We start from the raw sequence: 23353 nt of genomic DNA, 5'->3' as shown, positions 1-23353 counted from the left end.
TTCATACGCACAAAATCGACGGCAAAAACATGCCCCGCAAGGCCCAACCGGCAAGGACGCCTCGCTTCAAAAGGACGAACGATCCCCCTCGGCGAGATGCCGATTAATCGCGAAGCAGCGATCAACCGCAACTCGAGCCGATTTAATAAAATCGAAAGACTCGATTAACTAAACGGAAAGGAATATCTCGTATCTGTAATTTATTAAATTAATTGAAAATACCGGCGCATATTAGAGTTCTGATTTACCGCCGTAAAGTAACAATTTGTTACGGCGATCGCCATTCGAATAAAAGGCGGCCCGGGACCGATTCCACGCCCCCCAAAGAAAAAGCCGGACGTCTGTCCGGCTTCGTGAGGGCGACGCGGCGGGCGCCGTCAGAGCGGCACGTCGATCGCGCCGGCGCCGGTCGTGATCGCATTCGCGCCCGGCGCGGCCGAGATCGGCGGCAGGTTCGCGCTCGTCAGCGCGGGCGCGGCGCCCGGCGTGCCGCCGCGCGGCACCGTGCGGATCACCTGCGACGGCGGCAACGGCGCGCCGTTCTTCAGGTGCCGCCACATCAGGTTCAGCGCCTGCAGGTTGTAGTAGTGAACCGGCACGAAGCGCGTGTCGAAGCCCGGCACCGGCAGGAACGCGTCGAAGTGCTGGCCGTTCGTCACCTCGTAGAACACGAGCTGGCTGCGCCCGCCTTCGCTGATGCCGTTCTGCGCGACGTACGCGCGCGATGCGTGGTTCACGGGCACGAGCGCGTCGCTGCGGCCCTGCACGATGATCGCCGGCTTGCCCTGCAGGTTCGCGTTCACACGCACCGCGTCGACGTTCGCGGGCATCCCGAGCATCCCGTTCGTCCAGAGCTGGCGCAGGCACAGCGCGCCCGCGAAGCTCGCATCGGGCGTCGCGAGCCGGTGGTCGACGCCCGCGCCCGTGTTGAACACGAGGTTGATGCCGGCCGTCGGCGGCACGCCGTTGCCGACGCCGAACACGGCCGGCATCGGCGACGCGGCGGGCGCGGCGACGGCGCCCGTCGCCGGGTTGGTCGTCGCGAAACTGAAATTGCACAGGTTGTCGGTGACGCGCGAGCGCGTGTACGCGTTCGCATACGTGACCGCGATCGCCGGAATCGCCTGCGAATCCCACATCGGCGCCTGCAGCAGGTCGGAATCGGCGAGGTAGCCGGCCGCGTGGAGCTGCTCGAGCGCGTCGGCGGCCTGGCTTTGCGTATCGGCACCCGACACGAGCCCGGCCGCGGCGAGCGTCGCGCAGCGCTGCGTGCGGATCGACTGCGTGGTCGCCAGCGGCAGCGCGCTCAGGTATGGCGCGCCGGCGAGCGACGCCGATGCGGCCGCGCACGGCTCCAGCAGGTTCGCGAGCGTCGCGTAGTCGGCCAGCGGCCGGCCGAACGACGGCACGGGCTGGCCGCCCGAGCGCACGACCGCATTCGGCGCCATCCGCACGTTGATCTGCGGCTCGCCGACCACGACCGCGGTGATCCAGTGGCGGTTGTCCTGCTCGGCTGCCGCGAGCGACGCGCCGCCGCCATTGCTGACCGACGCGGCGATCGTCGTGATGTCGCCCGCGCGATAGCGCACGCCGTGATGCGAACCGTCGATCAACGGTCCGAACTGCTCGTTGAGCGCCCAGTATGCGAACTCGACCGACTGCAGCGTCACGCGCCCCCAGTCCTGCTCGGGATTCTGCTGCGAATGCGCGTGCTTGAACGCATAGCGGTTCGGGAAGCGCGAATTGAACGCGGCGAGATCGCCGCTGGTGACGTTCGCGGTGAACAGGCTCGCGGTGCCGGCCAGCACCGCGTTGGCGAGCGTGCCGTCGATCAGCGTGACGGTATCGGAACCGAGTTCGTGCGCGCCGTTGCCGCCGCCCTTGTCGTTGTAGGCAACCGCGCAGCCGCGCTTGAGCGCCCATTCGCCGGCCGCGGAAATCGCGCCGTACACGCCGCGCGAGCCCGACGACGTCGCGGTGACGATGCACGGCTGCGCGGGATTGAAGCTGGCGGGCACCTGCACGAGCAGCGTGACGTTCTTGCTGCCGCTGCCGTCGTCGGAATACGCGAGATATTCGGTGCCGGGGATCTTGCCTTCGCCGAGCGTGTCGTTGCCGTCGAGGTCGACGTTCGGCCCCCAGAAGCGGCCGTAGCCGCCGTTCGCGCTCATGTCGACGATCGCGCGGTAGTTCGACCAGATCGCGAGGCGGCGCAGCTCGGCGCTCGTCGGCCGGGCGGCATTCGCGAAGCCGGGAGCGGTCGCCAAGCCAAGGCCCGTCTTGCCGAGGCCGGCCGTCAGCAGATCGTCGCTCGCGCCGTCATAGGCCGTCGTGCGCACGCTGCCGGACACGAAACCGGGCAACCGGTTGCGCTCGGCCGAATCGTCGCCGTTGCAGGCGCCGAGTATCGTGACCGCGGTCAGCGCCGCGCCGAAAACCATCCGCCTGCCCCACCCGAGCCTCGTCATCGCCGCCCTCTCGATATCGTTATCGGTCCGCCGCCGCTTCGTGCGGCTTGCGGCCTCTCAAGTGCAAACGGGCCCCGGCACGCCGGGGCCCGCCTGAAAACGGGCGCACGCGGCGCTCGCGCGCCGCCGCCCGGCGTTACTGCTGCTGGACCGTCAGCTTGTTGCTGACCGACGTCACGCCCTGCACGCCCTTCGCCGCCTCTTCCGCCTTGTCGATCTGAGCCTGGTCTGGCACCGTGCCCTCCAGCGTGATCGCGCCGCCCTTCGAACGCACGACGATGTTCGCCACGTCGATGCCGCCGGCCTTCGTAATGGCCTTGCGCACCGCATAGCCCAGCTTGCGGTTCGCCTTCTTCGCGGTTTTCGCGGCGGCCTTCGGCGCGCTGGTCGCAGCCGCGGGCGCTTCCGTTGCCGCTGCATCGCTCGACTGCGCATACACGCTGCCCGACAGACAGGCCGCCACGGCGGCGACGCCCAACGCTCTCAACACGATCGACTTCATGCTATCTCCTTATCACTCCGGAACGGCCGTGCACAGTACGGCCGGATACCCCCAAAAACAGCCGGCCCGCGCGCGAACGGGCGGGACAGCCGGTGTTTTCCACGGCGATACGAGAGAGGCGAGACGGGCTGGCGGTCGGCGCACGCGAGAGCGGGCCGGCCGGGCCGGACAGCCGCCGGCCGGACGCGCCCGGTCTCTTTGTGTGCCGGGTCGCGCGCGAATCGGGCGCGGCTGCGTCGCACAATGTAATCCAGCGCCCGCGGAAGCGCAAAGCTTTTGACGCGGGGCCGCCCGCCACTGTCGCCGCCGTGCCGCGCCAAGCCCCCCACTCGCGCACGCACGGCGAAACCGGGTACCATCGCCGCGAGCATCGGCATCGTCCACGACAACCGTCCGGCCGTCACCGATACGTCACGCCAGCGTCATCCGCCGCCCCCATGAAGCCAGTCCGCCCTCGCCCGCCCCGCCGCATCCTCGCCCGCTTCGTCGCGGTGTCGTGGCGCGACCTCGCGCTGTCGATCGGCCCCACCGTGCTGCTCGCCGTCGCGGCCGTCTGGCTCGCGGTCAAGCTGATCCAGCCGGCGCCGCCGTCCACGCTCGTGATCTCGTCCGGGCCGCCCGGCAGCACGTACTGGAACGCCGCGCAGAAATACAAGACGATCCTCGCGAAGAACGGCGTCACGCTCGACGTCCAGTCGTCCGAAGGGTCCGCCCAGAACCTCGCGCGGCTGTCGAACCCGAACGCGCCGGTCGACGTCGGCTTCGTGCAGAGCGGCATCGGCCCGAAGGAGCGCGACGAACACCTCGTGTCGCTCGGCAGCATCGGCTACGTGCCGCTCGCGATCATGTACCGCGGGCCGGTCGTCGCGCGCCTGTCCGACTTCAAGGGCAAGCGGCTCGCGCTCGGCGCCGAAGGCAGCGGCGCGCGCGAGCTGAGCCTCGCGTTGCTGAAGATGAACGGCATCGTGCCGGGCGGCTCCACCGAGCTGCTGCCGACCGCCGGCGAGGATGCGGCCACCGCGCTGCTCGACGGCAAGATCGACGCGGCCTTCCTGTCCGGCGACTCGACGCAGATCCCGGTGATGGCGAAGCTGTTCCGCGCACCGGGCGTGCACGTCTATTCGTTCACGCAGGCCGAGGCGTACGCGCGGCGCTTTCCGTACCTGACCGCGATCACGCTGCCGATGGGCGTCTACGATCTCGGCCGCAACCTGCCGCCCGCCGACATCCACACGGTCGCGCCGACCATCGAACTCGTCGCACGCGACTCGCTGCACCCCGCGCTGTCCGACCTGCTGATCGAGGCCGCACGCGAGGTGCACGGCCACGCGACGATCCTGCAGCACGCGGGCGAATTCCCGTCGCCCGTCACGCGCGGTTTCCCGCTGTCCGACGACGCGGCGCGCTACTACAAATCGGGCAAGACCTTCCTGTACCGGCGGCTGCCGTTCTGGGTCGCGAGCCTCGTCGACCGGCTGCTCGTGGTGGTCGTGCCGCTGATCGTCGTGCTGATCCCCGGGCTGCGGCTCGTGCCGTCGCTGTACGGCTGGCGCGTGCGCTCGCGCATCTACCGCTGGTACGGCGCGCTGATCGCGCTCGAACGCCGCGCGCTCGGCGAGCACACGGCCGCGGAGCGCGTGCAGTTGCTCGACGAGCTCGACGACATCGAGGAAGCCGTGAACCGGATGAAGATGCCGCTGGCCTATGCCGGGCAGTTCTACGTGCTGCGCGAGCACATCGGCTTCGTGCGCGAACGGCTCACCGCGCACGACCATGACACGCCGGCCAGCCCGCCGGGCGCCGGCGGACCGCCGCAGACACGTGCCGAGGCCGCACCGCCGGCCGGCACGCCCCCTCGGGCGACTCCCGGTTCCGCGTGAGCGGACGATCCGCGATCATTGCCGCATGCGCGCGCCACCGCGTAACATGAAGGCCGCCACCAGGCCCGCACGCCCTACCCTCTGGAGATCGCCATGACAACCGGCCTCGACACTGCCCAACCCGCCTGGTTCTACGACTTCGTGTCGCCGTTCTCCTACCTGTTGCTCGAACAGCTCGACAAATGGCCGGACGTGCCGTTCGAACCCGTCGCGGTGTCGCTGCCCGACCTGCAGCGCCACTGGGGGCAACGCTCGAGCGCCGACGTGCCGGCCAAGCGCGTGTTCACGTACCGTCACGCGCTGTTTCGCGCCGAGCAGCTCGGTATCCGGTTCAAGATGCCGCCCGCCCATCCGTTCGATTCCGACAAGGTGTTGCGCCTCGCGATCGCGCTGCGCGCCGACATCGCGACCGTGCTGGAAATGTTCCGCTTCATCTGGCACGACGGCAACGATCCGTCGACGCCGGACGGGTTTGCCGCGCTGTGCGAACGCGTCGGCGTCGGGCACGGCGACGAACTGATCGAATTCGAGGAGACGAGCGCACAGTTGCGCCGCAACACCGACGACGCGATCGCGCTCGGCGTGTTCGGCGTACCGACGTTCTGGATGAACCAGCAGCTGTTCTGGGGCGAGGACGCGCTGCCGATGGTGCTGTACTGCGCGCGCACGCCGAACTGGCTCGAATCGCGCGAGGTCAAGCGGATCAGCACGCTGCCGAAGGGCCGTGCGTGATGGCCGGTATCACGCACGCCAACGTGTGGCTGCGGTAAGGTTACGCTTCACCCGAATCCCCCCAACCGATGGAAGACGACGACCGTACCGCCTCGCTCGATATCTGGCTCGTGCGCGTGTTGCGCACGCTGCTGCTCGAGCGCAGCGTCACGCAGGCCGCGCTGCGGCTGAACCAGACCCAGCCCGCGATCAGCACCGCGCTGCGCAAGCTGCGCGAGACGCTGAACGACCCGATCCTCGTGCGCGGCAAATCCGGGATGGTGCCGACCGAATACGGCGCGTCGCTGCTCGAAGCCGCACAGCGCGCGCTGCGCGAGGTCGACTTCATCGCGACGCCGCACGGCGACTTCGATCCGTCGTCCGCACGGCGCACGTTCCGCGTCGCCGCGCCCGATTACCTGAACGATTTCTTCATGCCGACGCTGATCGAGCGCTTTCGCGATGCGGCGCCGCATGCCCATCTGGAAATCGATTCGCTGAATCCCGCACTCGATCACGCAGGCGCGCTCGAATCGGGCGCGCTCGACCTCGTGATCGGCAACTGGCCGAAGCCCGACCCGCACTTCGCGCGCCAGGACCTGTTCTCCGATACGATCGTGTGCCTGATGCGCGATGCGCACCCGCTCGCGCACGAGCCGCTCACGCGCGAAGCGTACGCGTCGGCCGCGCACGTCGCGCCGACGCCGTACACCGGCGACAAGCGCAACGCGATCGAGATCGGCCTTGCCCGCGCGCGCCTCACGCGGCGCATCGTGACGACGCTGCCGTACTTCGGGATCGTGCCGCAGGTGCTGCTGCAGTCGGACCTGATCTTCACGACGACGCGCCGCTTCGCGACGCATTATGCGCAGTTGCTGCCGCTCGTCGTCGTCACGCCGCCCGTGCCGTTTCCGCGCATCAAGAGCTACCTGCTCACCCATCCGCAGCCCGACCGCCCGACCGACATCGCGTGGCTGTGCGCGCTGATGCAGAGCGTGTCCGACGAGCTGACGGTCGCCCGCGGCCGCAAGCGCTGAGTCGCTGCACGCAACGCGGCGCGGCCGCTCAGCCCGTGCAGAAGGTTTCCTGCAGATGGGTCCAGCGCACGACGCCCGCCGCGTCGCGTTCGAACACGGCGGTTGCGCGGCGCGCGGGCAGTTCGCCCGAGGCCGCGTGCTGCGCTTCCAGATAGGTGACCGTCGCATGCGACGCGTCGGCCGCGAGCACGCGGGTGCCCGACAGCGTGATGCGCAGCCCCGGCTTCGCGCCGGCGAGCTTCGCGAACAGCGCGCGCGTACCGTCATGATCGACTACGCGGCCGTCGGTCAGGATCATCGTGAATTCGGCGGAAAACGCGGCGAGCAACGCGTCGAGCGCCGCGGGCGCGGTATCGACGCCGGACAGCCAGCGCTCGATGGCGACGAGGCTCGCATCGAGCGTGTCGAGATAAACCTGGTGATCGGACATGGCACATGCACGGTAAGGCGCGGCCCGATGCCGCGCGTCGTCGTGCAGTGTATGCAAAAACGCGCGGCCATGCGCTGGCCGCGCGGCGCTACCGCGCGCAGGACACGTCGTCGCGCGCACGCCCGGCCGCGGCCGCCTTCGCGTCGGCCACCGGCATGCCCGAGCGCGCCTGCAGCAGCTCCGCGCACACGGCCACCGCGATCGCGCCCGGCGCCTTGTCGACGATGCCCGCGATGCCGATCGGGCACACCATCTCCACGAGCCGCGCCGGATCGACGCCGCGCGCGGCGAGCCGGCGCTCGAACTTCACGCGCTTGGTGCGCGAGCCGATCATCCCGAAGTACGCGTAGTCGCGCCGCCGCATGATCTGCGCGGCGAGCGAGAAGTCGAGCGCGTGGTTGTGCGTCATCACGAGGAAGTACGCGCCGGGCGGCGCCGCGTCGACGACGGCCTCCGGCGTGTCGGTGGGCTCCGGCTGCACGTTCGGCGGACATTCGTCCGGGAACAGCTCGTCGCGCGTGTCGACCCACTGCACGACGCACGGCAGTGCGCCGAGCAGCGTGACGAGCGCGTGACCGACGTGCCCGGCGCCGAACAGCACGATGTGCATCGGCGCCGGCGTGCCGGTCGCGCGGTTGCGCTGGCCGGTGCCCGGCGCGAACGCCGGGGTCGACGCGGTGCGGAGCGAGCGGGCGGGGCCGTTCATGTCAGTCTCCGCCGGGCCGCCCCAAGGAGGCTGACCGCCCCCGTGGGGGGGCAGCGAACGCAGTGAGCGTGGGGGCCGTTCATGTCAGTCTCCGCCGGGCCGCCCCAAGGAGGCTGACCGCCCCCGTGGGGGGCAGCCGTGCATGGGACCGAAGTAAGCGCTGAAGCGCCCACTCCGGTCGACAGCGAACGAAGAGCGCGTGGGGGCCGTTTCATCTCAGACTGCCTGCGCGGCGCGCGCCGCACGCACCGCGCTGACCGCACGCAGGATCGATTCGCCGGTCGCCGGCGCGTCGAGCGGCGGGTTCACCTTGTAGTCGCCGACCGCGGCCACCGCATCGCGCACCGCGAAGAACACCGAGAACGGCAGCAGCAGCGGCGGCTCGCCGACGGCCTTCGAACGGTGGATGCTGTCCTCGACGTTGCGGTTCTCGAACAGCCGCACGTTGAATTCGGGCGGCGTGTCGTTCACCGTCGGGATCTTGTACGTGGACGGCGCGTGCGTCATCAGCTTGCCGCCCTTGTTCCACCACAGCTCCTCGGTCGTCAGCCAGCCCATCCCCTGGATGAACGCGCCTTCGACCTGGCCGATGTCGAGCGCCGGGTTCAGCGACGCACCCACGTCGTGCAGCGCATCGACGCGCAGCGTGCGCATCTCGCCCGTCAGCGTGTCGATCACGACTTCCGACACGGCCGCGCCGTACGAGTAGTAGTAGAACGGCCGGCCCTGCAGCTTCGACTGATCCCAGTACAGCTTCGGCGTCGCGTAGAAACCGTCGGACCACAGCTGCACGCGCGCGAGGTACGCCTTCGCGATCACTTCGCCGAACGGCACGCCGTTGCCGCCGACCCACACGACGTCGTTGCCGAACTTCACGTCCGCCGCGTCGACCGTGCCGTCGCCGAACTGCTTCGCCGCGAACACCGCGAGCCGCTCGCGCAACTGGCGCGCCGCATCCTGCGCGGCCTTGCCGTTCAGGTCCGAGCCCGTCGACGCAGCCGTCGCGGACGTGTTCGCGACCTTGCTGGTGTCGGTCGCCGTCACGCGGATCCGGCCGAAGCGAATGCCGAGCTCGTGCGCGACGACCTGCGCGACCTTCGTGTTGAGCCCCTGCCCCATCTCCGTGCCGCCGTGGTTCACGAGCACCGAACCGTCGGTGTAGATATGCACCAGCGCGCCGGCCTGGTTGAAGTGCGTGACGTTGAACGCGATGCCGAACTTCACCGGCGTGAGCGCGATGCCCTTCTTCAACACCGTGTTGCGTACGTTGAATTCGCGCACGCCCGCGCGCCGCGCACGGTAGTCGCTCGTCGCCTCGAGTTCGCCGAGCAGTTCCTGCAGCACGTTGTCCTCGACCGTCTGCCCGTACGGCGTGACGTTGCGCTCGGTCTTGCCGTACAGGTTCGCATAGCGGACGTCGAGCGGATCGCGATCGAGCGCGCGCGCGACGTCGTCGAGGATGTATTCGATCGCAAACGCGCCCTGCGGGCCGCCGAAGCCGCGGAACGCGGTGTTCGACTGCGTGTTGGTCTTGCCGCAGTAGCCGGCGATGCTCACGTCGCCCAGCCAGTACGCGTTGTCGAAGTGGCATACCGCGCGCGTCATCACCGGGCCCGACAGGTCGGCCGAGAAGCCGCAGCGCGACGTCATGTCGAGCGCCACGCCGTCGATGCGGCCGTCGTCGTCGTAGCCGACGTCGAAGCGGTAATGGAAGTCGTGCCGCTTGCCGGTGATCATCATGTCGTCGTCGCGGTCCGGACGCAGCTTCACCGGGCACAGCAGCTTCCATGCGGCGAGCGCCGCGCAGCATGCGAACAGGCCCGACTGCGATTCCTTGCCGCCGAACCCGCCGCCCATCCGGCGGCATTCGACGAGCACGTTGTGCGACGCGACGCCGAGCACGTGCGCGACGAGGTGCTGCATCTCGCTCGGGTGCTGCGTCGAGCAGTACACGTGCATTCCGTCGTCGTCCTTCGGCACCGCGTATGCGATCTGCCCTTCGAGGTAGAACTGCTCCTGGCCGCCGAGCAGCATTTCGCCCGACTCGCGGTGCGGCGCGACGGCGAGCCGTGCGGCCGCGTCGCCGCGCGCGAGCTTCAGCGGCGGGATCACGTAGGTTTCGGCCGCGCGCGCTTCCTGCGCGGTGAGGATCGCCGGCAGCTCCTCGTAGTCGACCTGTGCGCGGCGCGCAGCGAGCCGCGCGGTTTCATGCGACGTCGCGACGACGATGAACATCGGCTGGCCGACGAACTGCACGATGCCCTTCGCGAGCACCGGGTCGTCGTGGATGATCGGGCCGCAATCGTTGACGCCCGGGATGTCGTCGGCCGTAAACACGGCGACCACGCCCGGCGTCGCGCGCACCGCGTCGAAGTTCATCGACACGATCTTCGCGTGCGGCTTCGCCGACAACCCGAGCGCCGCGTGCAGCGTGCCCGCGACGATCGGGATGTCGTCGGTATAGGTGGCACGCCCGCTGACGTGCAGGTGCGCCGATTCGTGCGCGCGCGATACGTGGACCTGCGCGGCATCGGCTTGCGGGTCGAGGGTGCTCAGGAACGGTTCTGCTTGCTGGTTCATGTTCGGTGTTCTCCGTCTTCAGACGCGCGCCGCGTCGGTGCCGGATTCGGCGGCCACTTCACGCACATTCAGGGCTTGCGGCGGCAGCGGGTCGTGCGGGCGCGTCTCCAGCCAGAATCGATATATCAGGTTCTTCGCGGTATCGAGGCGATACGCGCTCGTCGCACGCATGTCGGTAAGCGGCTGGTAGTCGCGCTCGAGCGCCTGCATCGCGGCCTGCGCGGTGGCTTCGTGCCACTGCGCGCCATCGAGCACGGCTTCCGTGTGGGTCGCGCGCTTCGGCGTCGCGGCCATCCCGCCGAACGCGATGCGCGGCTCGCGGATCGTGTCGCCGTCCGCGATGAACGCGAACGCCGCGCACACGGCCGAGATGTCGGAGTCGAACCGCTTCGACAGCTTGTACGTGCGGAACTGCAACTTCTCGCGCGCGCCGGTGCGGGTCGGCACCTTCAGGCCGACGACGAATTCGTGCGGCGCCATGTCCTTCTGCTGGTAACCCGTGTACAGCGCCTCGAGCGGCAACTCGCGCACCGTGTCGCCGCCGCGCAGCACGACCCGCGCGCCGAGCGCGATCAGGCCCGGCATCGAATCGCCGATCGGCGAGCCGTTCGCGACGTTGCCGCCGATCGTCCCCGCGTTGCGGATCGGCAGCGACGCGAAGCGCTTCCACATCTCGGTCAGTTCCGGATAGGTGCCGGCGAGTGCCGCATACCCGTTCTCGACCGTCACGCCCGCGCCGATCTCGATCCAGTCGTCGCCGTGCACGACCTGCTGCAGTTCGGCGATCTGGCCGACGTAGATCAGGTCGTCGAGACGGCGCATCTGCTTGGTGACCCACAGGCCCATGTCGGTACTGCCAGCAAGGAGCAGCGCGTCCGGGCGCTCGACCTTCAGCGCGGCCAGCGCGTCGAGCGTGCGCGGCGCCGCGAAGCGCGCGCCGTCGAGCGTCGTGTAGTCGAACGTCTCGTCGCGCTTGAGCGACGCGAGCGTGCGGGCCAGCGCGGCCGTGTCGACCGGCGCCGACGGCGCCGGTGTACCTTCGCCGGCCGCGTCGAACATCTGCACGGCCGCATCGACGATCGGGCGATAGCCGGTGCAGCGGCACAGGTTGCCCGTCAACGCATCAGCGATCTCGGTCCGCGTCGGCACGTCCTTCGCCTTCGCGCACGCGCCGGCGCAGCCTTCGTGGCCGTGCTTCTCGTACAGCGCCCACATCGACATCACGAAGCCGGGCGTGCAGAACCCGCATTGCGAACCGTGGCAGTCGACCATCGCCTGCTGCACCGGATGCAGCGTGCCGTCCGGCTGGCGCAGGTCCTCGACCGTCAGCAGCGCCTTGCCGTCCAGCGTCGGCAGGAACTGGATGCATGCGTTGACGGCCTTGAACTCGACCGCGCCGGCGTCGGTCAGCTCGCCGACGACGACCGTGCACGCGCCGCAGTCGCCTTCCGCGCAGCCTTCCTTGGTGCCGGTGCAATGCGCGTCCTCGCGCAGGTATTGCAGCACGGTTCGGGTAACGTCCGCGCCGCTGACTTCGCGGATCGCGTGACGATGGTAGAAGCGGATCGGCTCACTCATGTGTCGATGGTTCTTCAAATGGGGGCAAGGCGGCCTGCGCAGTACGCTCGACCGACGTTTATCTGACAGTTTGCACGCTATCACCATCAAATTTCGCAACCCATAGCCCATCACGCATGCGGCCCATATAACTGCCGCGATATGAGCGCGGCGGCCGCCCGGCGGCCTTTCCGCACGGTGCTCCCCGCCCCTTCCCCACGCCCCGGCAACCGTCTGTCATCCTCGAAAACAGGTCGCGATTAACTAAATGGTACCTGCGTGAAAACCGGTTCCATGGGAAAATCCCGATTCCATTTTTCGCCGCCGTCCGTTTCGTCACGTTTCGCCCTTTCGTTCCGACCCCATGTCAACCGATTCCGCCACACCGCCGCGCAGCGGGTTCGCGGTCACGCTGCAAATCGTGTCCGTCGTCTGCTTCACGTTCATCTGCTACCTGACCATCGGCCTGCCGCTCGCGGTGCTGCCGGGCTTCGTCCATGACGACCTCGGCTTTTCCGCGATCGTCGCGGGCGGCGCGATCAGCGTCCAGTATTTCGCGACGCTCGCGTCGCGGCCGCTCGCCGGGCGCCTCGCCGATACGCTCGGCCCGAAGCAGACGGTGCTGCGCGGGCTGGTCGGTTGCGGCGTGTCGGGCGTGCTGCTGCTCGTCGCGCTGCTGCTCGCGCACTGGCCGGTCGCGAGCCTCGTGCTGCTGGTCGCGAGCCGGCTCGTGCTCGGCGTCGGCGAGAGCCTGTGCGGTACCGGCGCGATCCTGTGGGGCATCGGCCGGGTCGGCGTCGCGCACAACGCGAAGGTGATCTCGTGGAACGGCATCGCGACCTACGGCGCGCTCGCGCTCGGCGCGCCGGTCGGCGTCGCGATCGCGCACACGCTGAATCCGGCGCTGATCGGCGTGATCGTGATCGCGCTGGCCGCGACCGGCTTCTACCTCGCGCGCCTGATCGCTTCCGTGCCGCTCGTGCACGGCGAGCGGATGTCGTATGCGAGCGTATTCACGCGCGTGCTGCCGCACGGTCTCGGCCTCGCGCTCGGCTCGGCCGGCTTCGGCTCGATCGCGACCTTCGTCACGCTGTACTACGCGGCGCGCCACTGGCCGAACGCCGCGCTGTCGCTGACCGTGTTCGGCACGCTGTTCATCGGTGCGCGCCTGCTGTTCGCGAACACGATCAAGACCTACGGCGGCTTCCGCGTCGCGATCGTGTCGTTCGCGTTCGAATGCTCGGGCCTCGTGCTGCTGTGGCTCGCGCCCGTGCCGCACGTCGCGCTCGTCGGCGCCGCGCTGACGGGCTTCGGCTTCGCGCTGATCTTCCCGGCGCTCGGCGTCGAGGCCGTCGCGCTCGTGCCGCCCGCGAGCCGCGGCGCGGCGCTGTCCGCGTACTCGGTGTTCCTCGACCTGTCGCTCGGCATCACGGGCCCGCTCGCCGGCTACGTCGCGGGCGCGTTCGGCTATCCGCAGGTGTTCCTGTTCGCGGCGATGGCAGCTGCCGCGGGTGTCGCGCTGTCGATGGTGCTGTACCAGCGGCAAGCGCGGGTCGCGGGAAGCGGCGCGGCGGCCTGACGGAGCAAGGTTCGGCGGGCTCAGCCCGCCGGGCGCAAAGGGCGGGTACATCAGCCATCCGCCGGCCGCTGCGGCGCAGACTAGCGCGGCAGAACGTTGAATTCCCGCAGCACGCGGGCGGCTTCCGGATGATGGCGAAACGGCACTGCAGCCGCGCGTTCAAGCTTGAACGCGGCGCGATCGAACAGGACAAGCGCTTCCGACGTGTTGAGGTGCCTCGACATGTACAGGAAGCCGTCGACCCGCTGGTCGTGCCGGTGCACGGCGGCGGACCATTGTTGCGGGATGTCGTAGGGCACGACAGTCGACAGCGACCCGTCTCCGCCAAGATTCTTCAGCGGCAGACCGTGCAGGACGGCCACGTTCAGTGGCGAACCCGTAAAGGACAGCACGTAGCGCTCCAACTCCGCCGTCACGAGCGGGAACCCGCCGAGTTCGAGATCCGCGACTTCGTCGTGCAGCACCGTCTCGGCAAACGCGCAATGCAGGTCGAAGCCGAAATAGCAGGTGCCGAACCTGCCCCGCTTGCGCGGATCGTCGAACCGGTTGCCACCCGACCTGCCGAAGTAGGGCTCGCCGGTGTCGTAGCGTGAAATACGGAGCAGCGTGGCAGGCGCGACTTCTTTCGTCGTCAGCGTTGCATGCGCGAAATGCCTACCCGGCGCCGCCAGCGTCAACCGCGCGCTCCTAGCGTTCCGCGAAGGCTGCCGCCGCGCGCTCCACCCGCTCGACCTGCCCTTGCGACAATGCTTTCAGCGGCGTGACGTTACCGAGCGAAGCCTTCGGCGTCGTAAAAAACTGCCACTTGCTCCAGCCCGGCAGGCTGCCCAGTTGCTGCGTCACCTTGGCCAGCGTCTTGCGATCGACGTCGCCTGCCAGATAGAAGGCCGGATAGTATTGCGCGGCCCCGACGTCCACCGTGAAGATGCGCCCCGACACGAGCGCCTTGTTGAGCGCCTGCCGGCTAATGCCCAGCCCCGCCCAGAGTTCGGCGGCCGGCAACAACCTGCCGGCGGCAACCAGCGCCTGCCGCTCGGACAACGCAATCCGCTCGACCTCGGAAAGCACTGCCCCCTCGTACGCGGCCGGCTTCGGATTCGGCTTCGCGCGGCCGGGCGCTTTCCTGTCGCGGGTCGCCGCGGCGGCGATCCCGAAAGTGACGACACCGGCAAGATCGATGACCTGAGCGATACCGACCTTGAACAGATGGCCCAGTTGCGCGTCGGACAGCTCGAGCAATGCGCGTGCCTTGTCCGGCCCGAGCATGGTCGCTGCGCCGACGGCGCAGCGCAGCGCCACTTCGGTATCCACATCGAGGATGACATCGGCGCCCTCGAGCGCTTGCGCATGCCGACCCATCATCGCCTCCTTTCACGATCAGGATCAAGGATAGGTCAGCCGCGCAACCAAGTCAACCGCGTCAACTTTTCTGCGTACCCAAGACTGCCAGCACCGGGCGGACGACCGATGCATCGGGCCCCCGCAGACAACCGCCTTCCGGTCAGGCCGTCCGCAAAAACAACCGCCGCGTCAGGTCGAACGCGACCAGGTTGCCGGCCACCACCAGCAGCAGCCCCACCACCGCGAGCGGCGACCACTGGTAGCCCTCGAACACCGTCGATACGGCAAGCGCGACGATCGGGAACAGCACCGTGCAGTACGCGGCTCGCTCCGGCCCGATCCGGCCGACGAGGGTCAGGTACGCGGTAAAGCCGATCACCGAGCCGGGCACGGCCAGGTAGACCAGCGCGCCGAGATAGCGCGGGCTCGTATCGAGCGTGAACGGCAAGCCGGCCACTGCGCTGCCGACGGTCAGGATCGTTGCGCCGATCAGCATCGCCCAGCCGTTGGTCACGAGCGGGTGCAGCCCCATCGACTGCATCCGGCTCGACAGCAGGTTGCCGGCCGAGAAGCACATCGTGCCCGCGAACGCGATCGCGAGCCCGGTCCAGGTCGCTTGGTCGTCGAGATGGCCGGCCATCTGCTGCCAGAACAGGCACGCGATGCCGGCCAGCCCGAGCAGCGCGCCGGCGATCGCCGACGGCCGCAGCGGACGGCCCATGAACAGCCGGCCGTTGATCGAGTTCAACAGCGGCGCGGTCGAGAAGATCACCGCGACAAGGCCGCTCGGCACGACCTGCTCCGCGTAGTAGAAGCACAGGAAGTTCAGGCAGAACAGCGCGAAGCCCTGCGCCAGGAGAAAGCGCCATGCTTCGCGCGGCGGGCGCACCGGCCGGCGCATCACGCGCAGCAGCGCGAACAGCACGGCGGCCGCAAGCCAGAAGCGCCATGCGATCGACACGGGCGGCGGCACCGAGCCGAGCTGCCACTTGATCGCGATCCAGGTGGTGCCCCAGATCAGCACGGTGACGAAATAAAGCGACAGGTTCATGGCGGCAATCCGGAAAATCGGGTGAATCGGGATTCCGACTATGCCGCCGCGCGGCGCGGGCCGATTGTCCGGAATTGCGGTCTTTTTCGGGGCGCCGCACACGCTGCCGCGCGCCCGCTTATACTCGCCGCATCATGAGCCTCTCCCTCTCCGCCCCGCCCGTCGACCACGCCGCCGCCCTGGCTGGCGGCGATCTGCCGTTCGGCCTGCAGTCGGTCTGCCGCACGCTCGCCGACGCGAACGCGACGCTCCAGCGCTTCGCGTGGCTCGGCGACCACCTGGCGATCGCCGAATGGACGCGGATCACCGACGAAAGCGAGACGATCTACGAGCAGCCCGGCCACCACACGCTGTCGTGCTACCTCGACGGCGGCTACCGGACCGAGCGCCAGCGCGTGCCGCGCTACGGCGCGCCGAGCCTGCTGTGCGCGCTGCCGGGCGACCATGAGTCGCGCTGGTGGGTACGCGGCGAGATGCACTTCATCCACCTGTATTTCCTGCCCGAGCACTTCACGCAGCGCGCGATCCGCGAGCTCGACCGCGAGCCGCGCGAGCTGAAGCTCGCCGATCGCACCTATTTCGAGGATGCGCGCGTCGCCGCGCTGCTGCGCTCGCTCGCGCTGGACGGCTGGGACGATGCCGACGAACGGCTGCGCGTGAACGAGACCGCGCACGAGGTGCTGAGCCTGCTGCTGCGCGGGCAGAGCACGACCCGCACCGACACGTCGTTCCGCGGCGGGCTCGCGCCGGCCGTGCGCCGCCGCGTGCGCGACTACATCGACACGTACCTGACGCAACCGCTGACGCTCGGCGAACTCGCCGACGTCGCCGCGCTGTCCGAATACCACTTCTCGCGGATGTTCCGGCTGTCGTTCGGACGCGCGCCGCACGCGTGGGTGGCCGAGCAGCGTCTCGCACGGGCGCGCGAACTGCTGCGCACGACGGCACTGCCGCTCGCGCAGGTCGCAGCCGACTGCGGCTACGCGAACGCCGGCCACTTCAGCCACCGCTTTCGCGACGCGCACGGCACGACGCCGAATACGTACCGGCGCGCGATGCAGGGCCGCTGAGCGCGGCCCCTTCCCTCGCTGTCCCGCTTACGCGCCGCGCCGGGACAATTCCTGTTCGAGCGCAGCGACGCCGGCCGGCAGGTCGACCGGCACCTTCAGGTCGACCATCGTGCGGCCGAACGCATGCAGCGTGCGGAACAGGTTGTGTTCGCGGCACTGCTCGCCCATCTGCCCGATCCGCACGATCGGCAACCCGAACGAGCCCGAGATCTCGACCTGATATTGCTTCGAGATGTGGCCGCAGACCATCCCCGGCGTGAGCCCTTCCGGCGTCTCGATCCCGACCACTGAATTCAGCCGGCAGTCCTTCGGCGCATAGAGCTTGAGCCCCATCGACTCGACGCCCGCCTGCAGCGCGAGCGAGCAGCGCAGGTGGCGCGCGAAGCGGCTTTCGAGCGTCTCCGCGCAGACGAGCCGCAGTGCTTCGTGCAGCGCGAGCACGCCCGACACGGGCGCCGTGTAGTGATAGCCGGCGTTGTGCCAGAAGTTCTCCGCGAGCGCCATGTCGAGGCACCAGTGCGCGTTCGGCTCGGGGCGCTGCTTCATGCGGTCCCAGGCGGCGTCGGAGAACGCGATCAGCGACACGCCCGGGATCGACGACAGCCCCTTCTGGCCGCCGGTGATCACCGCGTCGATGCCCCACGCGTCCATCTCGAGCGGCATCGTCGACAGCGTGCACACCGCGTCGACCACGACCAGCGCACCGGCCGCCTTCGCGAGCGCCGCGATGTCGCGCAGGTCGCGGTTCCACACCGTGTTCGACGTCTCGCCCTGCACGATCGTGACGATTTCGGGCCGCTCGCGCGCGATCGCGTCCGCGATCTCGTCGAGGCTGGCGACCGCACGGTCGGCCACTTCGAGCGTCGCGACGTCGGCGCCGACGCGCGTGGCCATCTCGGCCATCCGCGCGCTGAAGAAGCCGTTGCGGATCGACAGCACGCGCGTGCCGCGCCACGCGAGGTTCGAGATCGCCATTTCCATCGCGGCCGAACCGGGGCCCGCGACGCCGAGCACCCACTTCGTGCGGGTCTGGAAGACGTAGCGCGCCATCTCCTTCACCTGCTCGATGATCTTCGCCATCGTCGCGCCGAGGTGGTTGATCACGATCGTGTTCGCCTTCGCGACGGCGGCCGGGATCGGAACCGGGCCGGCCCCCATCATCAGCAGCGGTTCTTCGGGCAGGATCGCGTCGAGCGGCACGACGACGGGACAGGGAATCGGCGAGTAATCGATGGACATGGCTGGTAAAAGGTGAGGAAAGGAAGTGCACGGACGCCCGCCGCGCAGCATGCGCGAACTGATCGATCATTCCGCGTTCCGCCGCCTCGCGCAAGAGGCACGCGCCACCGGACAGCGCGACGGTGGCCCGGTCGCCGGACCAGGCCAGCCGGCCGTGCACGGGCCGGACACCGGTCGTCCGGATTAAAAAAGGATTGCCGTCAGGTTGCGAAACGGTTCCATTCGTGCGTCAAGCGCACGATTTTCTCCGTCAATAACACCGCGATTCGCCGACGACACCGGTTCAGAACGACTTCTGTATCGAACGAAATAGACCGGATCCGCGATAAAAATCGTCGCATGGAATCCGACAAGCAAAGTCCCCGTCCGGGCAAAAAACATCTATTATTTCAGCATGTATTGGGGCGCGCTTCCTCACAATACCGGAACAAACCCGCTCGTACGGATCACAACCTATTGATTAACATAGCAAATATTTTCACCCGCCATACTTATTCGAATACCCTGCCGCCTTTGAACGGCAGGCATGAAAGACAGCGTATCGTTTAACGCGTTACTCCCGATTTCGATTTTCCGCAACCCGCCCCTTTTCTCAGGTTGACGATATCGCTTCTGTATTGAACAATCGTCTGCGGAATCGAAGAAAACGATTTTTCGATACGAGGGAGAACTGGGGTCGCGCGATGCGCTTTTCGGGGCTGCGCGGCGAAAAACCACAACCATAATCAATCAACCGGGCCAGAAATACGCAAGCCATGAACCAGATTCAGACCATGCGTGTATTCGTCTGCGTCGCCGAGCAGCAGAGCTTCCGGCGCGCGGCGCACCATCTCGGCGTGTCCAATGCACTCGTCACGCGTTCGATCGCGATGCTCGAGGGCCACCTGAACACCCGGCTGATCCACCGCACCACGCGCAACCTGTCGCTCACCGAGGCCGGCGTACGCTACCTCGACGGGTGCCGCGCGCTGCTCGAGGAATTCGACCACCTCGAATCGTCCGTCGCGCATGCCGTGCGCGAGCCGGCCGGCACGCTGCGCGTCGTCGCGTCGGGCCTGCTGTCGCCGCTTGCGCTGACGCCGCTCGTCAGCAGCTTCCGGCACCGCTACCCCGAGTTGCGCGTGCAGCTGACCGTCGCCGAGGGGCCGCTCGACGTGCTCGACTCGGGTTACGACGTCGGCATCGTCACGGGCAACCGGCTCGACGGCAATCCGACGCTGATCGGCCACGCGCTCGCGCCGAACCCGTTCGTCGCGTGCGCGGCGCCGGCCTATCTCGAGCGACGCGGCGAGCCGCGTGTGCCCGACGACCTGCCGGGCCACGACTGGGTCACGCTCGCGCCGCACCAGCATGCGCCCGCGTGGCAACTGGTCGGCCACGACGGCGTCGCGCATTCCGTCACGGTGCGCCCGGCCTGCACGGTCAACCAGCTCGCGCTGGTCCAGGCGGCCGCCGTGGCCGGCGCCGGGATCGCGGTGCTGCCCGAGCCGTGCGTCGCCGACGCGCTCGCCAACGGCACGCTCGTGCGGCTGATGGCCGGCTACCGGATCGACGATCCCGACACGCAGTTGTCGCTCGTCTACCCGAACCGCCAGTACGTGCCGGCCCGTACGCGCAGCTTCGTCGAACACGCGCTCGATCACTTCAGTGCGCAGCCGGCCCGGGAACGGACCGACTACGGCTTCCTGCGGCCGTCGCGCGGGCCCGACCGCTCCGACATCATCACGGGCCTGCAGTAAACTGCGCGCGTCAGCCTTCGGAGGTGCAGCGTGCGCGTGATCCTGTTCAGCAGCCGGCAGTACGACGACGATTCGTTCGCAGCCGCCAACCGGCAGTTCGGCTATCGGCTGCACTTCCAGCCGTCGCACCTCGACGCGGAAACCGCGATCCTCGCGCATGGCTATGACGTCGTCTGCCCGTTCGTCAACGACACCGTCGACGCGGCCGTGCTCGAACGGCTGGCTGACGGCGGCACGCGACTGATCGCGCTGCGCTCGGCGGGCTTCAACCACGTCGACCTGGCGGCCGCCGAGCGGCTCGGCATCACGGTCGTGCGCGTGCCCGCCTATTCGCCGCACGCGGTGGCCGAGCACGCGGTCGCGCTGATCCTCGCGCTCAACCGCCGCCTGCCGCGCGCCGTCGCGCGCACCCGCGAAGGCGACTTCTCGCTGAACGGCCTGCTCGGCTTCGACCTGCACGGCAAGACCGTCGGCGTGATCGGCACCGGCATCATCGGCAGCGTGTTCGCGAAGATCATGATGGGCTTCGGGATGCATGTGCTCGCGCACTCGGTGCCGCCGTACGACGACGAGCTGATCGCGTATGGCGCACGCTATGTCGAGCTCGACGAATTGCTGCACCACGCCGACATCGTCAGCCTGCACTGCCCGCTGCTGCCGTCGACGCACCATCTGATCAACGAACGGACACTCGCGCGGATGAAGCACGGCGCGATGCTGATCAACACCGGGCGCGGCGGCCTCGTCGATGCGCAGGCGCTGGTCGACGCGCTCAAGAGCGGCCAGCTCGGCCATCTCGGGCTCGACGTGTACGAAGAGGAAAGCGGGCTCTTCTTCGAGGATCACTCCGACCTGCCGCTGCAGGACGACGTGCTCGCGCGCCTGCTGACGTTCCCGAACGTGATCGTCACGTCGCACCAGGCTTTCTTCACGCGCGAGGCGCTCGCCGAGATCGCGCACACCACACTGCTGAACATCGAGGCGTGGCATGCGGGCACACCGCAGAACGTCGTGACGGCCAATCGCTGAGAAATCGACGAAACCGGCCCATTTCACGGTTGCTGACGCATCCGCAATCGTTTGCTTTTGTTCATCGCTGAAAACGCGAGCTTTTTCATCAACAATTTCTCGCTTTGTTTCGACGGATGTAACGAATCCGGCGCGCCGTCTGCTATCGTTGCGCCGACGTTACCCCGCCCCCTCCCGCTCATGCGTTTCGACGACCCCGACATCGCCGCCGTCTACCGCGCCATTTTCGAACGGCGCGACATGCGCCACTTCACGCCGGCGCCGGTCGATCCGGCCGTGCTCGCGCGCCTGCTGCGCGCGGCGCATCACGCGCCGAGCGTCGGCTTCATGCAGCCGTGGCGCTTCATCCGCATCACCGATCCCGCGCTGCGCACCGAGATCCACGCGCTGGTCGAGGCCGAGCGCCGCGCGACCGCCGACGCGCTCGGCGAGCGCCAGGACGAATTCATGCGGCTGAAGGTCGAAGGCGTGCGCGAATGCGGCGAGCTGCTGGTCGTCGCGCTCGCCGACGGCCGCGAGCGCCACGTATTCGGCCGCCGCACGCTGCCGGAGATGGATCTCGCGTCCGCCGCGTGCGCGATCCAGAACATGTGGCTCGCGGCCCGCGCCGAAGGGCTCGGGATGGGCTGGGTATCGCTGTTCGACGTCGATGCGCTGCGCGCGCTGCTGCGGATGCCCGACGGCGCGAAGCCGATCGCCGTGCTGTGCGTCGGGCACGTCGATGCGTTCTATGCGAAGCCGATGCTCGAGCAGGAGCGTTGGGCTGCGCGGATGCCGATCGAAGCGTGCCTGTTCGAAAACGGCTGGGATGATCCGGCCGCGGTCGATGCCGCCAGCTCGTTGCCTGCGGAAGCTGACGTCGACGCTGATGCCGAAGCTGACGCGGCAACGAACACCGGCGCCGATACGGCAAGCGCATCTCCAGCGAGCGTCGACGGTTCCCCCGAACGCATCGCCTGACGAGCACCCTGCCGCCGCCATCGTTCCGACCCCGGCAAATCCACCGTCGCGAACCGCGTCGAATCCCACACTGTGAGCTTCCCGCACACGACCCCGTCGCACGCCGGCAACAACCGTTTTGGCCCCAAGCATAGGGGTTTTCACTGAAGTAGAATCGCGGCTGTCGTCCGCCTTACCGTCCGCCCGTCCCGCGCATCCTGCGCCAGCCCGAGCGGCGGCTTTTCCCGAGCCTACCGCGATGCCCTTACCTCTTTTCGCCCTCGCCGTCGCCGCATTTGGAATCGGTACCACCGAGTTCGTGATCATGGGGCTGCTGCCCAATGTCGCACGCGACCTCGGCGTGTCGATCCCGGCCGCCGGCATGCTCGTGTCGGGCTATGCGCTCGGCGTGACGGTCGGTGCGCCGATCCTCGCGATCGTCACCGCGAAAATGCCGCGCAAGCGCGCACTGATGGGCCTGATCGGGCTGTTCATCGCGGGCAACCTGTTCTGCGCGATCGCGCCGGGCTATGCGGTACTGATGGCCGCGCGCGTCGTCACCGCGTTCTGCCACGGCGCGTTCTTCGGGATCGGCTCGGTGGTCGCGAGCAACCTCGTCGCACCGAACCGTCGCGCGCAGGCGATCGCACTGATGTTCACCGGCCTCACCCTTGCGAACGTGCTCGGCGTGCCGCTCGGCACCGCGCTCGGCCAGGCGTTCGGCTGGCGCGCGACGTTCTGGGCCGTCACCGGGATCGGCATCGCCGCGGCCGCCGCGCTCGCCGTGTGCCTGCCGAAGAACCTCGCGATGCCCGACACCAGCATCACGCGCGAATTCAGCGTGCTGAAGCACCCGCAGGTGCTGATGGTGCTCGGCATCAGCGTGCTCGCATCGGCAAGCCTGTTCAGCGTGTTCACGTACATCACGCCGATCCTCGAGGACGTGACGGGCTTCTCGCCGCGCCAGGTCACCTACGTGCTGCTGCTGTTCGGCCTCGGGCTGACGGTCGGCGGCACGCTCGGCGGCAAGCTCGCCGACTGGCGCCGGATGCCGTCGCTGATCGCGACGCTCGCGCTGATCGGCGTGATCCTCGCGCTGTTCGCGGGCACGATGCACCTGCCGTTCGCCGCGCTCGCGACGATCTTCGTGTGGGGCATCCTCGCGTTCGCGATCGTGCCGCCGCTGCAGATCCTGATCGTCGATCGCGCAAGCGACGCGCCGAACCTCGCGTCGACGCTGAACCAGGGCGCATTCAACCTCGGCAACGCGACCGGTGCATGGCTCGGCGGGATGGCGATCGGCTCCGGCGTGTCGCTCGTGAACCTGCCGTGGGTCGGCGTCGCGATGGCCGTTGCGGCGCTCGCGCTCACGCTGTGGTCGGCATCGCTCGAACGCCGCCCGATGGCCGTGCCGACCGAATACGTGTAACGCAACCCCGCGCGCATTCGTTGCGCGCGCAACGCTGATTCAACGCGAATCTGATGGCCTTCATGG

19 protein-coding genes are annotated in these 23353 nt (G+C 68.5%); 9 read left to right on the top strand and 10 right to left on the bottom strand.

Going from position 1 to position 23353, the window contains the following annotated elements:
• Positions 1-377: 377 nt before the first annotated feature.
• Both G3N64_RS20315 and G3N64_RS20310 read right to left on the bottom strand, forming a co-directional pair.
• Entirely contained in the window at positions 378-2468 is a 2091-nt protein-coding gene (locus G3N64_RS20315) for a D-(-)-3-hydroxybutyrate oligomer hydrolase (RefSeq protein ID WP_205785527.1), read from the bottom strand.
• A gap of 136 nt (positions 2469-2604) precedes the next feature.
• Positions 2605-2970: a BON domain-containing protein gene (locus tag G3N64_RS20310; protein WP_039361202.1), complete on the bottom strand. Its 366-nt coding sequence runs from the start codon at positions 2968-2970 to the stop codon at positions 2605-2607.
• Between the two features lie 437 nt (positions 2971-3407).
• On the opposite strand from G3N64_RS20310, the gene G3N64_RS20305 reads away from it, so the two are divergent.
• From G3N64_RS20305 to G3N64_RS20295, 3 genes are all read left to right on the top strand, one after another.
• The gene (locus G3N64_RS20305) at positions 3408-4850 is read left to right on the top strand and encodes a TAXI family TRAP transporter solute-binding subunit (RefSeq protein ID WP_241021115.1); all 1443 of its coding nucleotides are present in this window, start codon (positions 3408-3410) and stop codon (positions 4848-4850) included.
• Positions 4851-4943: 93 nt separating this feature from the next.
• Positions 4944-5582: a 2-hydroxychromene-2-carboxylate isomerase gene (locus G3N64_RS20300; protein WP_205785526.1), complete on the top strand. Its 639-nt coding sequence runs from the start codon at positions 4944-4946 to the stop codon at positions 5580-5582.
• Positions 5583-5650: 68 nt separating this feature from the next.
• Entirely contained in the window at positions 5651-6598 is a 948-nt protein-coding gene (locus tag G3N64_RS20295; protein ID WP_205785525.1) for a LysR family transcriptional regulator, read from the top strand.
• 28 nt (positions 6599-6626) lie between these two features.
• Here G3N64_RS20295 and G3N64_RS20290 read toward each other — a convergent pair whose 3' ends face one another.
• The 4 genes from G3N64_RS20290 to xdhA form a co-directional block, all read right to left on the bottom strand.
• Positions 6627-7028, bottom strand: coding sequence for a polyketide cyclase (locus G3N64_RS20290; RefSeq protein ID WP_205785524.1), 402 nt, complete (start codon positions 7026-7028; stop codon positions 6627-6629).
• 88 nt (positions 7029-7116) lie between these two features.
• A complete protein-coding gene (xdhC, locus tag G3N64_RS20285) occupies positions 7117-7734 on the bottom strand; it encodes a xanthine dehydrogenase accessory protein XdhC (protein ID WP_205785523.1) in 618 nt (205 codons plus the stop codon).
• Positions 7735-7950: 216 nt separating this feature from the next.
• Complete coding sequence (xdhB, locus tag G3N64_RS20280; protein WP_205785522.1) at positions 7951-10314, bottom strand: xanthine dehydrogenase molybdopterin binding subunit; 2364 nt, start codon at positions 10312-10314, stop codon at positions 7951-7953.
• Between the two features lie 18 nt (positions 10315-10332).
• Positions 10333-11892: a xanthine dehydrogenase small subunit gene (xdhA, locus tag G3N64_RS20275; protein ID WP_205785521.1), complete on the bottom strand. Its 1560-nt coding sequence runs from the start codon at positions 11890-11892 to the stop codon at positions 10333-10335.
• A gap of 343 nt (positions 11893-12235) precedes the next feature.
• On the opposite strand from xdhA, the gene G3N64_RS20270 reads away from it, so the two are divergent.
• Entirely contained in the window at positions 12236-13450 is a 1215-nt protein-coding gene (locus tag G3N64_RS20270) for an MFS transporter (RefSeq protein ID WP_205785520.1), read from the top strand.
• A gap of 80 nt (positions 13451-13530) precedes the next feature.
• Here the strand turns inward: G3N64_RS20270 and G3N64_RS20265 are convergent, their stop codons facing one another.
• The 3 genes from G3N64_RS20265 to G3N64_RS20255 form a co-directional block, all read right to left on the bottom strand.
• Positions 13531-14127: an RES family NAD+ phosphorylase gene (locus tag G3N64_RS20265; RefSeq protein WP_089445028.1), complete on the bottom strand. Its 597-nt coding sequence runs from the start codon at positions 14125-14127 to the stop codon at positions 13531-13533.
• 10 nt (positions 14128-14137) lie between these two features.
• On the bottom strand, positions 14138-14809 hold the full coding sequence (locus G3N64_RS20260; protein ID WP_205785519.1) for a hypothetical protein: 672 nt from the start codon (positions 14807-14809) through the stop codon (positions 14138-14140).
• A 142-nt stretch (positions 14810-14951) separates the two neighbouring features.
• A complete protein-coding gene (locus G3N64_RS20255; RefSeq protein ID WP_205785518.1) occupies positions 14952-15842 on the bottom strand; it encodes an EamA family transporter in 891 nt (296 codons plus the stop codon).
• Between the two features lie 134 nt (positions 15843-15976).
• On the opposite strand from G3N64_RS20255, the gene G3N64_RS20250 reads away from it, so the two are divergent.
• Complete coding sequence (locus G3N64_RS20250; protein WP_205785517.1) at positions 15977-16912, top strand: AraC family transcriptional regulator; 936 nt, start codon at positions 15977-15979, stop codon at positions 16910-16912.
• Positions 16913-16939: 27 nt separating this feature from the next.
• On the opposite strand, the gene G3N64_RS20245 is transcribed toward G3N64_RS20250, so the two are convergent.
• A complete protein-coding gene (locus tag G3N64_RS20245) occupies positions 16940-18151 on the bottom strand; it encodes an alanine--glyoxylate aminotransferase family protein (protein WP_059487241.1) in 1212 nt (403 codons plus the stop codon).
• 755 nt (positions 18152-18906) lie between these two features.
• Between G3N64_RS20245 and G3N64_RS20240 the strand changes: the two genes are divergently transcribed.
• The 4 genes from G3N64_RS20240 (at position 18907) to G3N64_RS20225 (ending at position 23287) form a co-directional block, all read left to right on the top strand.
• Positions 18907-19890, top strand: coding sequence for a LysR family transcriptional regulator (locus G3N64_RS20240; protein WP_205785516.1), 984 nt, complete (start codon positions 18907-18909; stop codon positions 19888-19890).
• Between the two features lie 30 nt (positions 19891-19920).
• Positions 19921-20919 carry a 2-hydroxyacid dehydrogenase gene (locus G3N64_RS20235; RefSeq protein ID WP_205785515.1) on the top strand — a complete coding sequence of 333 codons (999 nt, stop codon included), beginning with the start codon at positions 19921-19923 and terminating at the stop codon, positions 20917-20919.
• Positions 20920-21099: 180 nt separating this feature from the next.
• Complete coding sequence (gene bluB, locus G3N64_RS20230; RefSeq protein ID WP_205785514.1) at positions 21100-21879, top strand: 5,6-dimethylbenzimidazole synthase; 780 nt, start codon at positions 21100-21102, stop codon at positions 21877-21879.
• 238 nt (positions 21880-22117) lie between these two features.
• A complete protein-coding gene (locus G3N64_RS20225) occupies positions 22118-23287 on the top strand; it encodes an MFS transporter (protein ID WP_205785513.1) in 1170 nt (389 codons plus the stop codon).
• Positions 23288-23353: the final 66 nt, after the last annotated feature.

Origin of the sequence: Burkholderia sp. Ac-20344 (assembly GCF_017104975.1) — a bacterium.
Taxonomy (GTDB): domain Bacteria; phylum Pseudomonadota; class Gammaproteobacteria; order Burkholderiales; family Burkholderiaceae; genus Burkholderia.
The sequence above is the reverse complement of the archived record's forward strand: the minus strand, read 5'-3'. Positions and strand labels throughout refer to the sequence as shown.